The sequence below is a fragment of the Curtobacterium sp. DN_7.5 genome (assembly GCF_022655355.1).
Classification (GTDB): Bacteria; Actinomycetota; Actinomycetes; order Actinomycetales; family Microbacteriaceae; genus Curtobacterium; species Curtobacterium luteum.
Genome location: NZ_CP093378.1, coordinates 3289710 through 3304029, shown reverse-complemented (window position 1 = coordinate 3304029; position 14320 = coordinate 3289710). Strand labels below are relative to the sequence as shown.

General features: G+C 72.4%; 13 protein-coding genes. 10 read left to right on the top strand and 3 right to left on the bottom strand.

Translation table 11 applies throughout. From position 1 onward, the window contains the following. The first annotated feature begins 42 nt into the window (after positions 1 to 42). From MON03_RS15540 to MON03_RS15520, 5 genes are all read left to right on the top strand, one after another. On the top strand, positions 43 to 993 hold the full coding sequence (locus tag MON03_RS15540) for a carbohydrate ABC transporter permease (RefSeq protein ID WP_502798676.1): 951 nt from the start codon (positions 43 to 45) through the stop codon (positions 991 to 993). A gap of 2 nt (positions 994 to 995) precedes the next feature. Further along, entirely contained in the window at positions 996 to 1895 is a 900-nt protein-coding gene (locus tag MON03_RS15535) for a carbohydrate ABC transporter permease (RefSeq protein WP_022903177.1), read from the top strand. A 19-nt stretch (positions 1896 to 1914) separates the two neighbouring features. Continuing rightward, positions 1915 to 5028 (top strand): alpha-mannosidase, encoded by a 3114-nt coding sequence (locus MON03_RS15530; protein ID WP_242089347.1) that lies wholly within the window; start codon positions 1915 to 1917, stop codon positions 5026 to 5028. A gap of 274 nt (positions 5029 to 5302) precedes the next feature. Next, the gene (locus tag MON03_RS15525; protein ID WP_242089346.1) at positions 5303 to 6043 is read left to right on the top strand and encodes a histidine phosphatase family protein; all 741 of its coding nucleotides are present in this window, start codon (positions 5303 to 5305) and stop codon (positions 6041 to 6043) included. Continuing rightward, a complete protein-coding gene (locus MON03_RS15520) occupies positions 6027 to 6896 on the top strand; it encodes an NAD(P)H-hydrate dehydratase (protein ID WP_242089344.1) in 870 nt (289 codons plus the stop codon). The genes MON03_RS15525 and MON03_RS15520 overlap by 17 nt, the downstream gene beginning before the upstream one ends. Before the next feature lie 93 nt (positions 6897 to 6989). Here MON03_RS15520 and MON03_RS15515 read toward each other — a convergent pair whose 3' ends face one another. Further along, entirely contained in the window at positions 6990 to 7427 is a 438-nt protein-coding gene (locus tag MON03_RS15515; protein WP_175327615.1) for a YdeI/OmpD-associated family protein, read from the bottom strand. A gap of 151 nt (positions 7428 to 7578) precedes the next feature. Here MON03_RS15515 and MON03_RS15510 point away from each other — a divergent pair, with 151 nt between their 5' ends. The 4 genes from MON03_RS15510 to MON03_RS15495 are packed head-to-tail and all read left to right on the top strand — an operon-like array spanning position 7579 to position 11661. Continuing rightward, positions 7579 to 8718 carry an ABC transporter substrate-binding protein gene (locus tag MON03_RS15510; RefSeq protein ID WP_175327616.1) on the top strand — a complete coding sequence of 380 codons (1140 nt, stop codon included), beginning with the start codon at positions 7579 to 7581 and terminating at the stop codon, positions 8716 to 8718. A 5-nt stretch (positions 8719 to 8723) separates the two neighbouring features. After that, on the top strand, positions 8724 to 9692 hold the full coding sequence (locus tag MON03_RS15505; protein WP_175327617.1) for an ABC transporter permease: 969 nt from the start codon (positions 8724 to 8726) through the stop codon (positions 9690 to 9692). Continuing rightward, positions 9689 to 10594, top strand: coding sequence for an ABC transporter permease (locus tag MON03_RS15500; RefSeq protein ID WP_175327665.1), 906 nt, complete (start codon positions 9689 to 9691; stop codon positions 10592 to 10594). Before MON03_RS15505 ends, MON03_RS15500 begins: the two co-directional genes overlap by 4 nt. Continuing rightward, positions 10591 to 11661 carry an ABC transporter ATP-binding protein gene (locus tag MON03_RS15495; protein ID WP_242089342.1) on the top strand — a complete coding sequence of 357 codons (1071 nt, stop codon included), beginning with the start codon at positions 10591 to 10593 and terminating at the stop codon, positions 11659 to 11661. The genes MON03_RS15500 and MON03_RS15495 overlap by 4 nt, the downstream gene beginning before the upstream one ends. 120 nt (positions 11662 to 11781) lie before the next feature. On the opposite strand, the gene MON03_RS15490 is transcribed toward MON03_RS15495, so the two are convergent. After that, positions 11782 to 12261, bottom strand: coding sequence for an NUDIX hydrolase (locus tag MON03_RS15490; protein ID WP_022903777.1), 480 nt, complete (start codon positions 12259 to 12261; stop codon positions 11782 to 11784). 58 nt (positions 12262 to 12319) lie between these two features. Here MON03_RS15490 and nagB point away from each other — a divergent pair, with 58 nt between their 5' ends. Next, positions 12320 to 13105, top strand: coding sequence for a glucosamine-6-phosphate deaminase (gene nagB / locus MON03_RS15485; RefSeq protein WP_242089339.1), 786 nt, complete (start codon positions 12320 to 12322; stop codon positions 13103 to 13105). A gap of 9 nt (positions 13106 to 13114) precedes the next feature. Here nagB and MON03_RS15480 read toward each other — a convergent pair whose 3' ends face one another. Beyond that, positions 13115 to 14284 (bottom strand): MalY/PatB family protein, encoded by a 1170-nt coding sequence (locus tag MON03_RS15480; protein ID WP_242089337.1) that lies wholly within the window; start codon positions 14282 to 14284, stop codon positions 13115 to 13117. Positions 14285 to 14320 lie beyond the last annotated feature (36 nt).

Below are 14320 nucleotides of genomic sequence, written 5' to 3'. Positions count from 1 at the left end.
CCCACCTTCGGAACCCTCTCCGCACCCGGAAGGCAACCAACCGTGTCCAGTACCCCCCTCGCGCCGACGCTGTCGGCGCCCGGTGCGCCGCAGCGCACCGACCCGCCGGCACCGCGCAAGCGGAAGCCGATGCGGAACGTCGGACGGGCCGTCCCCCTCCTGCCGGCCGTCGTCCTCCTCGTCATCTTCCTGCTCGGCCCCGTCATCTCGTCGTTCTACGGGTCGTTCACCAACTCGGCGCTCACCGGCGTCGGGGCCTCCGACCAGCAGTTCGTCGGGCTGAAGAACTACGTCGAGCTCTTCCAGGACCCGGACTTCCCGAAGTCCGTCGTCCTCACCATCGTCTTCCTCTTCGCCTCGGCCGTCGTCGGGCAGAACGTGCTCGGCCTCGGGCTCGCGCTCCTCATGCGCAGCGCCAACAAGATCGTGCGGTCGATCGTCGGCACCTTCGTGGTCGCCGCGTGGGTGCTCCCCGAGATCGTGGCGTCGTTCGCGGCCTACGCGTTCTTCAACGACCAGGGCACGCTCAACGAGTTCCTCAAGGTCTTCGGGATCAGCGGGCCGAACTGGCTCTACACGTTCCCGATGCTCTCGGTCATCCTCGCGAACATCTGGCGCGGGACCGCGTTCTCGATGCTCGTCTACTCGGCCGCCGTGCAGGAGGTCCCCGAGGAGATCACCGAGTCCGCCGAGGTCGACGGCGCGGCCGGATGGCAGCGGCTCGTGTACATCACGATCCCCGTGATCCGACGCTCGATCTCGACGAACCTCATGCTGACGACGCTGCAGACGCTGTCGGTCTTCACGCTCATCTTCGTGATGACGGGCGGCGGCCCCGGCACGAACTCGTCGACGCTGCCGATCCTGGCGTACCAGGAGGCGTTCAAGTTCTCGCAGCTCGGCTTCGGGACGGCGATCGCGACGATCCTGCTCATCGTCGGCGCGGTCTTCTCGATCATCTACATCAAGGCACTGAAGCCGGAGGTGGACTGACCATGGCCCTCACTGCCGACCGCCCGGTCGCGAACGCCACCCGGGCGGTGACCGCCCCCGGCGCACTCCACATGACCTCCCCGCGCGGACGCACGATGCGCTGGGTGTCGAACGTCGTGCTGCTCGTCATCGCCGTGTGCTTCGCCGTTCCGCTGCTGTGGCTCGTGCTCGCCTCGCTCGACACGCAGGCGTCGCTGTCCGTGAAGATGCCGACGCAGTTCACGCTCGACAACTTCGCGAAGGTGCTCACCCCCGACCTGTCGTTCATCCCGCTCGGGAACAGCCTGCTGCTCTCCGGCGGCACGGCGGTCGTCACGGTCGTCGTCGCGATCCTCGCCGCCTACCCGCTGTCCCGGTACAAGATGCGGGTGAACAAGCCGTTCCTGTACAGCATCCTGTTCGGCACCGGCCTGCCGATCACCGCGATGATGGTCCCCGTCTACGCGCTGTTCGTGTCGCTCAACCTCATCGACAACGTGTGGGGCTGCATCTTCTTCCTCGCCGCGACCAGCCTGCCGATGGCCATCTGGATGGCGAAGAACTTCATGGACTCGGTGCCGGTCTCCCTCGAAGAGGCGGCGTGGACCGACGGCGCCTCGATGCTCACGACGCTGTGGCGGATCGTCATCCCGCTCATGCGCCCGGGCATCGCCGTGGTGTTCATCTTCGTGTTCATCCAGGCGTGGGGGAACTTCTTCGTCCCCTTCGTGCTGCTCCTCTCGCCCGAGAAGCAGCCGGCCGCGGTCAGCATCTTCAACTTCTTCGGCCAGAACGGCGCCGTCGCGTACGGGCAGCTCGCCGCGTTCTCGATCGTGTACTCCGTCCCGGTCATCGCCCTCTACGTCCTCGTGTCCCGGGGCCTCGGCGGCGGCAACGCCCTCGCCGGCGGCATCAAGGGCTGAGACAGAAGGAGACTCCTCCATGCACTCCGACGAACCGCTCGTCCACGCCCGCATCGCCCGGCTGGTCCGCGACCGCATCGACCCCGCCGTGCACCGTCGCTCGGCGCCGGTGACGGTCGACGCGTGGCAGGTGCCCGACGAACCGGTGCCGTTCGCCACCGCGGTCGCCGCCGACTACACGCCGTTCGACGGCGGCGCCTGGGGCGGGAGGCCCTGGGGCACCACCTGGTTCCGCATCCGCGGCACCGTCCCGGACGACTTCGGCACCGCGTCCGGCACCACCGCCGAACTGCTCGTGGACCTCGGGTTCACGAAGCGGCAGCCGGGGTTCCAGGCCGAGGGCCTCGCCTGGCGGCCGGACGGCACCACGATCAAGGGCATCGAGCCGCTCAACGACACCGTCCCGCTCGAGGTCGGCCCGGGCGGGTCCTTCGAGCTCTACGTCGAGGCCGCGGCCAACCCGGACATCGGCGGCGACGAGTTCCAGGGCGCGACCCCGCTCGGCTCGAAGGCCACCGCCGGCTCCGACCCGATCTACCTCGTCCGACGGATCGAGCTCGTCGAGCGCGACGACACCGTGTGGGAGCTCCAGCAGGACTTCTGGGTGCTCCGCGGACTCATGGCCGAGCTGCCGACCGACGGCACCCGGGGCGCGGACATCCTGCGCGGACTCGAGCGCGCCGCCGACGCCCTCGATCCGGACGACGTCGCCGGCACGGCCGCCGCAGCCCGCGAGGTCCTCGCACCCCTGCTCGCCGTCGGCGCCTCCGGCTCGGCCCAGCGCGCGATCGCCGTCGGGCACGCCCACATCGACTCGGCGTGGCTGTGGCCCGTCCGCGAGACGATCCGCAAGTGCGCCCGGACGTTCTCGAACGTGCTCGACCTGATGGACCGGGACCCCGACTTCACGTTCGCCTGCTCGTCCGCGCAGCAGTACGCCTGGATCCGTGACGGCTACCCGTCGATCTGGGAGCGGATCAAGCAGCGCGTCGCCGAGGGCCGGTGGATCCCGGTCGGCGGCATGTGGGTCGAGTCGGACACGAACCTCCCCGGCGGCGAGGCCCTCGCCCGGCAGTTCGTCGCCGGCAAGCGGCTGTTCCTCGAGGAGTTCGGCATCGACACCCCCGAGGCCTGGCTGCCCGACTCGTTCGGCTACTCCGGCGCCCTGCCGCAGATCGTCCGGGCCGCGGGCTCGAAGTGGTTCGTCACGCAGAAGCCGTCGTGGAACGAGACGAACGTCATCCCGCACACCTCGTTCCACTGGGAGGGCATCGACGGCTCCCGGGTCCTCACGCACCTGCCCCCGGCGGACACCTACAACTCGGACGTCTCGCCCGCCGACCTGCACCGCGGCGAGCGGCAGAACAAGGAGCGCGGCGTCGCGAACACGGCGATGCTGCTCTACGGGTTCGGGGACGGCGGCGGCGGTCCCACCCGCGAGATGGTCGCGGCGGCCCGACGGCAGCACGACCTCGACGGCTCACCCCGGGTGACGCTCGGCACACCCGCCGACGTGTTCGAGGAACTCGAGCGCGTCCTGCCCGAACCCGCCGTGTGGTCCGGCGAGATGTACCTCGAGTTCCACCGCGGCACCTACACGTCGCAGGTCCGGACGAAGCAGGGCAACCGTCGCTCCGAGCACCTGCTCCGCGAGGCCGAGCTCTGGGCCGCCACCGCGGCGGTCCGGCACGGGCTCGACTACCCGTACGAGGAGCTCGAGGAGGCCTGGCACACCGTCCTCCTCCAGCAGTTCCACGACATCCTGCCGGGGTCGTCGATCGCCTGGGTGTACGAGGTCGCCGAGGCGAACTACGCCCGCGTCGCCGAGGTCCTCGAGGGGCTCATCAGCACCGCGACCACCGCGCTCGCGAACGGCGGCGCCGCGGCGCTCGCCGGGGTCGGCGCGTCCGCAGCGGCGACCGAGGGCGGCGCCACGGGCCTCCTCGACGCCCCCGCCGCCGGCCCCGCGAGCACGGCCGGCGGTGCCGACGGGCGACTCGTCCGCTTCAACGCGTCCCCGGTCGCGGCGGGCGGGGTGACCGCCCTGGGTGGTTCGCCGACGGACGAGGCGCGCGCCGTGCCTCCCGTCCGACACGGCGACCACCTCGTGTTCGACACCGGCGTGGTCACCGCGACCATCGACGGGGCCGGACACGTCGTGTCCCTCACGGCGAACGACAGCGGCCGCGACGCGATCGCCCCCGGGTCCGCCGGCGCGGAGTACACGGTGTTCCGCGACACCCCGAACCAGTGGGAGGCGTGGGACATCGACCGCGCCTACCAGCGCAACGGCACGGTCCTGACCGCCTCCGACGTGACGGTCGACGGCGACACCGTCGTCGTGTCGCGCGCGTTCGGGTCGTCGACGATCACCACCCGCTTCTCGGCCGTCGACGGCGAGGCGGAACTGCACATCGAGACCGAGGTCGACTGGCACGAGCACCAGAAGCTGCTCAAGCTCGCGTTCCCGCTCGACGTCCGCGCGAGCGTCGCCTCGAGCGAGATCCAGTTCGGGCACATCGACCGTCCGACGCACCAGAACACGTCGTGGGACTCCGCCCGCTTCGAGACGAGCGCCCACCGCTGGGTCCACGTCGCCGAGGCAGGCTTCGGTGTCGCGGTCGCGAACGACTCCACCTACGGGCACGACATCACCCGTGCCACGCGGGAGGACGGCGGCACCACGACCCTCGTACGCGAGTCGCTCCTGCGGGCGCCGACGTTCCCCGACCCGGACGCGGACCAGGGACACCACGTCTTCCGCACGGTGCTGCGGGTCGGCGCCACGGCGCTCGAGGCCGCCGACTCCGGGTACCGGCTGAACCTGCCGGTGCGGTCGGTTCCCGGGACCACCACGGTCGACCCGCTCGTGACCGTGTCGTCGCCGCAGGTGTTCGTCGAGGCCGTGAAGCTCGCCGAGGACCGCTCCGGGGACGTCGTCGTGCGGCTCTACGAGGCCGCCGGCGGACGCGCGACGGACGTCGGGGTGTCGTTCGGGTTCGACGTCGCGTCGGTCACCGCGGTCGACCTGCTCGAGCGTCCGGTCGAGGCGTCGTCGTGGGGCGCCGGCGAGCCGGTCGTGCTGACCCTGCGACCGTTCGAGATCGTCACGCTGCGGGTCCGGCGGGCCTAGCGGGGTCCCGCCGGTCCCGAGGCAGCGGGGCCGGCGGGGCGCGGGGCGCGGTCCGCGGTCCGCGGTCCGCGCGCGAGGCTGCGGCGTCGGGGGAGCTCGGGTGCGTTCCCCCGGCGCCGCGTTGCGTCCGTGGGTGTGGGGTGGGAGGGGGCGATGGCGTACCTGATCGTCCCGGGCGTACCCGGTCATCCCGGGCGTACCTGGTCGGAGGTCCGCAGCGCTCGCGACGTGCGGCGGCGAACCGGTCCAGGTGCGGATCACTACCGTGGCGCGCATGGCTGTCAGGGAGATCTGGCTCGTGCGGCACGGCGAGTCCGAGGCGAACGTCGCGGCCGCCCGCGCCGAGGCCGACGGGGCTGACGTCATCGACGCGGGGCACCGGGACGCCGACGTCCCCCTGAGCCCACTCGGGGAGCGGCAGTCCCGTGCACTCGGCACCGAGCTCGCCGACCGGGGCCTCGACGACGTGCCCGTCGCGCTCTGGGTGTCGCCGTACCTCCGTGCGCAGCAGACCATCACGATCGCGCTCGAGCACGGCGCGCTCGCCGAACCGGCACGTCGCACCGACGAACGGCTCCGCGACCGTGAGCTCGGTGTGCTCGACCTGCTCACCCGGCAGGGTGTCCGGAACCGGTACCCCGACGAGGAGCGCCGTCGCGAGTGGCTCGGCAAGTACTACCACCGGCCGGCGGGCGGGGAGTCGTGGGCCGACGTGATGCTGCGGCTCCGGTCCGCGCTCGTCGACATCGACCGGCTCGAGGACACCGACCGGCTCGTCGTCGCCGCCCACGACGCCGTCGTCATGCTGACCGTCGCCGTGTGCCTCGACCTCGACGAACCCGCCCTCACCGAGTTCGCCCGCACGCACACGGTGGCGAACGCCTCGCTCACCCGACTCCGACGCGATGCCGTCGGTGCCCCGTGGTCGCTCGAGGAGTTCTCCTCGGTCGGCCACCTCGACGACGACGAGGTCACCGAGCACGGTGGCCGGAAGGACGATGCGCGTGTCCGCTGACCCCATCACCCCGAACTTCCTCCGTGACTGGGCACTCCCCGAGGCCGGGGTCGGCAAGTACGGTCGCGGGCAGGTCCTCGTCGTCGGCGGCGCGGCACGGACGCCGGGCGCAGCCGTGCTCTCGGCGCTCGCCGCCCTGCGGGTCGGAGCCGGGCGCCTCACTCTCGCCGTCGCGCGGAGCGTGGCGTCGACGGTCGCGGTCGCGGTCCCCGAGTCGGGGGTGGAGCCCCTCGACGAGGATGCCGACGGCCACGTCGCGATCGGCGCCGGTGACGGCATCGCGGACGTGGCCGCCAGCGCCGACGCCGTGCTGATCGGCCCGGGGCTCGACGAGCCGGACGGGACGCGGGACCTGGTGGGCAGCCTGGCCCGGGCGGTCGGACCGGACACGGTCGTCGTGCTCGACGCCTTCGCGCTCGGCGTCGCGGCTGACCTCCGACAGGAACTCGAGCCGTTGCGGGGGCGCCTCGTCATGACGCCGAACTCCGGTGAGGCAGAACGCCTCCTCGGGCGGGCGTGCGGCGAGGACACCGTCGCGGACGCCGTCGACATCGCCGAACGGTTCGGCGCGGTCGTCGCACTCGGTGACGCCATCGCGACGCCCCGCGGCCGGACCTGGCTCAAGGGCACGGGTGCCGGCGGTCTCGGGACGAGCGGCAGCGGCGACGTGCTCTCGGGCGCGATCGTCGGGCTGCTCGCGTGGGGAGCGGACCCGGCGCAGGCCGTCGCGTGGTCGTCGTACGTGCACGCCGCAGCGGGGGACCGGTTGGCCGTGCAGGTGGGGCCGCTCGGCTACGTCGCCAGCGAGCTCGTCACGGAGATCCCGCGCGTCCTGGTCGAGCTCGGCGCCTGATCCGGCCCCGGCCCCGCCCGCCCCTGGCCCCGCCCGCCCCTGGCTCCGCCCGCCCCTGGCTCCGCCCGCCCCTGGCCCGGCAGCCCCGGCCGCCTAGGCCCGCAACGACTCCACGGCCTTCGCCACCCGGCGCGCCCGCGTCTCCGGTGCCTTCGCCGCGAGCACCGGGTCCACCACCGCCCGCTGCCGTGAGTTCGACAGCGTCTCGAACGCCGCCCGCACCCCGGCCGCGTCGAGGGCTGCCGCGAGGTCGTCCGGCACGGCGACCGTCCGCGGCGTCGTGTCCACCTCGAGCGTGACCTCGACGGTGTCCCCGGCCTGCACGCGCGCGGCCTCGCGGTGTGCTGCCGAGAGCGGGACGAGCGACTGCGCCCCCATCACGCCGACGGTCGACCGGTAGGTGTAGCCGCCGTCCAGCGTGACGACCACCGCCGGACGCTTCCCGGCGCCGAGCGCCTCGATGACCTCGGGCGGGACCGGCAGACCGGTGGCCGTCGTCCGTGCCTGCAGGACCGTCGTCGTGAACCGCATGGCGCGAGCCAAGCACCTGAGCGACCACGCCGCAAGAGTTCGGCCCCCGTTCACCGCGCCGCTGCGGACCGGAAACCGGCCCCGGTCATCCTCGTGTCCGACCGAGTCGCACAGTCGTGCGGAACGGACCCCGACCCGGAAGGCACACCCCGTGCAGCACAAGCGCACTCTCGCCGGCATCGCCCTCGCGGCCGCCGCGATCGTCACCCTCGCCGGTTGCTCGGCGACGAGCAGCGCGTCCACGAAGGACGACTCCGACTGGAAGACCGCGACGAGCGCCCAGTCCGCCGGCGGCATGGACGCCCTCGTGAAGGCCGCGAAGGCGGAGGGACAGCTCAACGTCATCGCGCTGCCGCCGTCGTGGGCGAACTACGGCAAGATCATCGACGGCTTCAGCAAGGAGTACGGCATCAAGGTGAACTCCGCGAACCCGAACGGCTCGAGCGCCGACGAGGTCGCCGCGGTGAAGTCGCAGAAGGGCCAGTCGACCGCCCCCGACGTGCTCGACCTCGGCAACGCGGTGCTGCAGCAGAACCTCGACCTCCTCACGGACTACAAGGTCGCGAACTGGTCGGACATCCCGGACAGCCTCAAGGACGCGGACGGCAAGTGGACGCGTGACTACACCGGCCTGATGTCCATCGGCTACGACTCGTCCAAGATCACCGACGCCCCGAAGGACCTGAACGACCTGCTCGGCTCCGAGTACAAGGGCAAGGTCTCGATCGCGGGCGACCCGACGCAGGCGAACCAGGCCGCGTCGGCGGTGTACCTCGCAGCCCTGGAGAACGGCGGCTCGGCCGACGACATCACCAAGGGTGTCGAGTACTTCGGCAAGCTGAAGCAGGCCGGCAACTTCCAGAACGTGCTGCCGACGCAGGCCACGGTCGCCTCGGGCGAGACCCCCGTCGTCGTGCAGTGGTCGTACAACAACCTCGCATGGGGACCGGCCGCCGGCGCATCGGGCAACAAGAACTGGAAGACCGTCGTCCCCGAGGGCCAGGCGCTCGGCTCCTACTACTCGCAGGCCATCAACAAGGACGCGCCGCACCCCGCAGCGGCCCGCCTGTGGCAGGAGTACATCGCGAGCCCCGACGTGCAGAACCTCTACCTGCAGGCCGGCGCCTTCCCCTCGACCCTCGCGGCGCTCGAGAAGTCGGGCAAGGTCGACCAGGACGCCCTCTCGGCCGCCGGCGGCATGCCCAAGGACTACGTCGAGCTGACCGATGACCAGGTCACGGCGGCCGCGAAGGTCCTGGCCGCCAAGTGGTCCGCCACGATGGGGTCCTGACCGGCATGACCACCGCATCGGCACCCGGGGCGCACGCCCCCGTCACCGCCGGGCCCGCCGCCACCACCGCGGCGCCCGCCCCGGCTGCCGGTACCACCGTCCGTCGCGGCGTCGGACCCCGTGTCCGGCGCCGCGGCGGCGTCGCCTGGCTCGGCCTCACCCCGTTCGCCGCGTACGTCCTGCTGTTCCTCGCCGTCCCCGCCGTCATCGCGGTCGGCAGCGGGTTCTTCACCGGCGACGGCACGTTCACCTTCGCCAACCTCGCCGCCTTCGCCGACCCGACGGTGCTGCGGGCCTTCGGGGCGTCCGCCGGTCTGTCCGCGGTCTCCGCGGTGATCGGCGCGGTGATCGGCGGACTCGTGTGCTGGGCGCTCACCGCACTCCGACCCGACGGGCTCGTCCGCTCGATGATCGACGCCGCCTCCAGCGTCCTCGCCCAGTTCGGCGGCGTCATGCTCGCGTTCGCGTTCATCGCGACGATCGGTGCGCAGGGCCTCGTCACCACGTGGCTCGTGTCCGTGTTCCACGTCGACCTCAACGCCGGCGGCGCGTTCCTCTACACGGTCCCCGGGCTCGTCCTCCCGTACGTCTACTTCCAGGTGCCGCTGATGGTCCTCACGTTCATGCCCGCGCTCGAGGGCGTCAAGACGCAGTGGGGAGAGGCCGCGGCCACGCTCGGCGCGTCCCGTGCGACCTACTGGCGGCGCATCGCGCTGCCCGTGCTCGCGCCCGCCTTCTGGGGATCGCTGCTGCTCCTGTTCGCGAACGGGTTCTCCTCGTTCGCGACCGCCGCGGCGCTCATCTCGCAGGGCGGCATCGTCCCGCTGACGATCCGGGCGCAGCTCACGAGCGAGACCATCATCGGGCTGCAGAACGTCGCCGGGGTCCTCGCCCTCGGCATGGTGGTCGTCATGGCCGTCGTCATGGGCGCCTACGCGCTCCTCCAGCGACGCGCAGCGCGGTGGCAGCGATGACCGCGGTGAGCGGCACGGCCGCCGTGGACGCAGCGATCGCAGCCCGTGCCCGGTCCGCGGGCGCGGGTCGGCCGGGAGGCACGGCTCGCCCCGGGCGCTTCGGCCCGGCCCCGTCCCGGGTCACCGCCGCGATCGTGCTGGTCGTCGTCGGGCTCGTGTTCGCCGTCCCGCTCGTCGCCCTCGTGCAGTTCACGTTCCGCCAGGGCACGGACGGCGGGCTCACCCTCGACCACTACACCGCGCTCGCCGACCCGGTGAACGCGACGACCTACCAGCCGGTCTTCGACGGCCTCGTCGCCTCGCTCGTCATCGCGGCCATCACCGTCGCGATCGTCCTCCTCGTGCTGCTCCCGGCGCAGATCATCACCGCGCTCCGCTACCCGAGGCTCCGCCGCCTGCTCGAGTTCGTGTGCCTCGTCCCGATCACCGTGCCGCTCGTCGTGCTCGTCGTCGGGTTCATCCCCGTGTACCAGGTCGTCGCGCAGCTGCTCGGGTCCGGGTCGTGGACACTCGCGTTCGCCATCGGGATCGTGTCGCTGCCGTTCGCGTTCCGCCCGGTCGCCGCCGCCATCAGCGCGATGGACATGACCGTCCTGTCCGAGGCGGCGCGCTCCCTCGGCGCCTCGTGGTGGACGGTCACGTGGCGGGTCCTCCTGCCGAACCTGCGCCGGGGCATCACCGCCGCGTGCTTCCTCACCATCACGGTCGTCCTCGGCGAGTACACGCTCGCTTCGTTCCTCTCCCGCACGACGTTCCAGACCGCGCTCGTGCTCGTGCAGCAGACCGACCCGTACGTCGCCGCGATCTTCTCCGTCGCCGCGCTCGTGTTCGGCTTCCTGCTGCTCGTCGTCATCGGCCGGGTCGGTGCACGCCGCCGGCGCAGCCCGAAGGAGTCCGCATGACCACCACCGCCCCCGCAGCACCGGCGTCGCTCGCGAGCACCGGCGCCACCGTCGAGCTCGACGCGGTCGAGAAGCACTACGGCGCACACCGAGCCCTCGCCGGACTCTCCCTCTCCGTCCGTCCCGGGGAGTTCCTCTCCCTGCTCGGCCCGTCCGGTTGCGGCAAGACCACGGCACTCCGCGCACTCGCCGGACTCGAGGCCGTCGACGCCGGGACCATCCGCATCGACGGGGAGGACGTCGGCACCGTCCCGGTCAACCGCCGCGACATCGGGATGGTCTTCCAGCAGTACTCGCTGTTCCCGCACATGACGGTGCGGCAGAACGTCGCCTTCGGCCTCGAGATGCGGAAGGTCCCCGCCGCCGCCCGCCGCGAGCGGGTGATCGACGCACTCGACATGGTGCACCTCGCGGACTTCGCCGACCGCTTCCCGCACCAGCTCTCCGGCGGCCAGCAGCAGCGTGTGGCACTCGCCCGCGCGCTCGTCACGCGACCCCGCGTGCTCCTGCTCGACGAACCGCTGTCGGCGCTCGACGCGAAGGTGCGCGTCTCGCTCCGCGACGAGATCCGCCGCATCCAGAGCGACCTCGGCATCACCACGGTCTTCGTCACCCACGACCAGGAGGAAGCACTCGCCGTCTCCGACCGGATCGCCGTCATGAACGCCGGGGACATCGAGCAGATCGGGACCCCCGAGGAGCTCTACAGCGCGCCGGTCTCGGCGTTCACGGCCGACTTCGTGGGCCAGTCGAACCGGATGCGCGGCGACCTCCGGGGCGGTGACGTGTTCGTGTACGGCTTCACCGTGCCGGCGCTCGACCGCTCGGCTGCGGACGGCCCGGTCACCGCGTTCGTCCGCCCCGAGGACGTCGCGTTCGCGGTGGAGGGCGTCACCGGCACGGTCGTCTCGTCGAGCTTCCTCGGGTCCGTCCGCCGGACGACGGTGCGACTCGACGACGACACGATCGTCGCGGTGCAGCACGCGGTCGGCGACCGACGTGTCGTCGGCGAGCCGGTCGCGCTCCGCCTGACGGGCGCGCCCGTCGCGGTCGCGCCGCTCGCCTAGCGGGCTCCGCGACCGGGCCGGGTCTCGGCTCCGCACCGACGGACGGGAGGCGCGGTGCGGGCCCGCGCCGTGCCTCCAGACCGGTGGACGGGCGCGTCAGCGCGCCAGCGCGCCAGCGCGTCAGCGCTGGAAGCGTGTCGCCACCTCGTCCGAGAGCGCGGCGTCGACCCGGGCACGCATGTCCTCCGACATGGGCGGGAGGGCATCGAGCCGGAACCAGGCAGCCTCGGTGTTCTCGCCGTCGGCCGGGAACGGCGTGCCCGAGACGTACCGGAACGCGAACACGAGGTCGAGGTACTGCGCACGGTCGCCGTTCGGGTAGGTCATCTCGGGCAGGACCCGGACCCACGCGAGCCGCTCGGCCTCGGCGACCACGTCGGCCTCCTCGAGGACCTCGCGGGCAGCGGCGACGGCGGGCTCCTCGCCCGGGTCGACGATCCCGGTCACCGGGGTGTAGGCGCCCGTGTCCGCCCGCCGGACGACGAGGAGCTCACGCTCGGCGCCCGTGCCCCGGGTGACCACGGCCGTCACGCCGGTGAGCCACAGCGGGGCGTTCCCGATCCGCTCGCGGAGGGCCAGGACGAAGTCGGGGGTCGGCATGGCACCACGCTACGGCACGACCCTGTCGCGGACTGGTCATGACCAGTATGGTGTGATCGTGGAGATCATCATCCTGCCCACGCCGGCGGAGGTCGGTCGCGTCGCCGCGGCCAAGATCGCGTCGGTCGTCGCGAAGAAGCCGTCCGCCGTCATCGGATTCGCCACCGGGTCCAGCCCGCAGGGCATCTACGCCGACCTGCAGCGCCGCGTCGACGCCGGCGAGATCGGGTTCGCCGAGGCCCGGGGCTTCGCGCTGGACGAGTACGTCGGCATCCCGCTCGAGCACCCCGAGTCCTACGCCTCGGTGATCGCCCGCGACGTCGTCGGTCCGCTCGGGTTCGACCCGGCGCGCGTCCGGGTTCCTGACGGCCGCGCTGCGGACCTCGAGTTCGCCGCGAAGGAGTACGACGCCGCGATCCGTGCCGCCGGCGGGGTCGACGTGCAGATCCTCGGGATCGGCGCGAACGGGCACATCGGGTTCAACGAGCCGACGTCGTCGTTCGCGTCCCGCACGCGCATCAAGACCCTCGCGCCGTCCACCCGCGCGGCGAACGCCCGCTTCTTCGACTCGCCCGACCAGGTGCCGACCCACTGCATGACGCAGGGGCTCGGCACCATCCTCGAGGCCCGCGAGCTCGTGCTCGTCGCGCAGGGCTCGGCCAAGGCGGACGCCGTCGCGGCCGCGGTCGAGGGGCCGCTGTCGTCGTTCGTCCCCGGGTCGGCGCTCCAGCTGCACGAGCACGCGACCGTCGTCGTGGACGAAGAGGCGGCCGCCGGCCTCCGACTCGCGGACTACTACCGCTACACGTACGACAACAAGCCGGCGTGGCAGCGGTTCGAGTGAGCCGGCGGGTCAGCGGGCCGTCGCGAGCCTGCTGAGCGCCTCGTCGAGCGTCTCGGCCGAGCAGCCGAAGTTCAGCCGCACGTGTCCGGCGCCCTGGCGACCGAAGTCCAGGCCTCGTGACAGCGCGACCCGCGCCCGGTCGACCAGGACCGGCGCGGGGTCGTCACCGAATGGCAGCGCGCCGAGGTCGACCCAGGCGAGGTACGACGCCTGCGGCTGCCGGTACCGGGCGCCGGGCAGCACCTCCCCGAGGCGTTCGGCCAGGGTCCGGCGGTTGGCGGCGAGTTCCGCGAGCAGGGACGCGAGCCACGGTCCGCCCGCACGGAAGGCGGCCACGCTCGCGGTGTAGCCGAGGATGCCGGTCCGCTCGACGACCTCGGCGGGCATCCCGTCGAACCAGGCCCGTGCCCGCTCGGACGCGCCGATCAGCAGGGCGCACTTCGTGCCGGCGAGGTTCCACGCCTTGCTCGCGCTCGTCAGGGCGACGCCGAGGTCGGCTGCCACCGGGCAGGAGTCGAGGAACGGCGTGAAGACCGCGTCCGCGTGGGTGAGCGGGGCGTGGATCTCGTCGGAGACCACCACCGCGTCGTACTCGGCCGCGAGCCGGGCGAGAGCAGCGAGCTCGTCGCGGGGGTGCACCAGGCCCAGGGGGTTGTGCGGGTTGCACAGCAGCACCGTGCGGGCGCCGTCCTCGAACGCCCGTCGGACGCCGTCGAGGTCCATCCGCCAGCCGGCGGTCGTGCTGGACGCGTCCCCGGGATCCGTCGGCGGCAGCAGGGGTACCTCGGTCGCCGAGCCGCCGGCCTCCGCCACGTACTCCCAGAACGGCGGGTAGACGGGCGGCATGACGACGACCTGGTCGCCGGGCTCGATGACCCGGCGGAGCGTCTCCACCGCCGCCACCGACACGTCCGTGGTCGTGCGGACGAGGTCGGGGTCGACACGCCACGACCACCGCTCGGCGGCGAAGTCGGCGAAGGCCTCCGGGAGCGCCCTGCCGTGTCCCACGTAGCCGGTGTCCCCGTTCGTGACCGCCGCGACGAGGGCGTCCCGGACCGGCTCCGCGAGCAACGCGTCCATCTCGGCGACGAACATCGGCAGGACCTCCGGTGGGTAGGTCGTGTACTTCTCGCTCGTACGGGTGCGCTGCGCGTCGAACGCGGAGACCATGACGCTCATGCGGCCATCCTCGCAGGCGACGGCGGACCGGGGTAC

Coding starts and splice junctions, on each gene's coding strand:
- MON03_RS15535 (WP_022903177.1), top strand. CDS start 996: ATGGCCCTCACTGCCGACCGCCCGGTCGCGAACGCCACCCGGGCGGTG.
- MON03_RS15530 (WP_242089347.1), top strand. CDS start 1,915: ATGCACTCCGACGAACCGCTCGTCCACGCCCGCATCGCCCGGCTGGTC.
- MON03_RS15525 (WP_242089346.1), top strand. CDS start 5,303: ATGGCTGTCAGGGAGATCTGGCTCGTGCGGCACGGCGAGTCCGAGGCG.
- MON03_RS15520 (WP_242089344.1), top strand. CDS start 6,027: ATGCGCGTGTCCGCTGACCCCATCACCCCGAACTTCCTCCGTGACTGG.
- MON03_RS15515 (WP_175327615.1), bottom strand. CDS start 7,427: ATGCGGTTCACGACGACGGTCCTGCAGGCACGGACGACGGCCACCGGT.
- MON03_RS15505 (WP_175327617.1), top strand. CDS start 8,724: ATGACCACCGCATCGGCACCCGGGGCGCACGCCCCCGTCACCGCCGGG.
- MON03_RS15500 (WP_175327665.1), top strand. CDS start 9,689: ATGACCGCGGTGAGCGGCACGGCCGCCGTGGACGCAGCGATCGCAGCC.
- MON03_RS15495 (WP_242089342.1), top strand. CDS start 10,591: ATGACCACCACCGCCCCCGCAGCACCGGCGTCGCTCGCGAGCACCGGC.
- MON03_RS15490 (WP_022903777.1), bottom strand. CDS start 12,261: ATGCCGACCCCCGACTTCGTCCTGGCCCTCCGCGAGCGGATCGGGAAC.
- MON03_RS15480 (WP_242089337.1), bottom strand. CDS start 14,284: ATGAGCGTCATGGTCTCCGCGTTCGACGCGCAGCGCACCCGTACGAGC.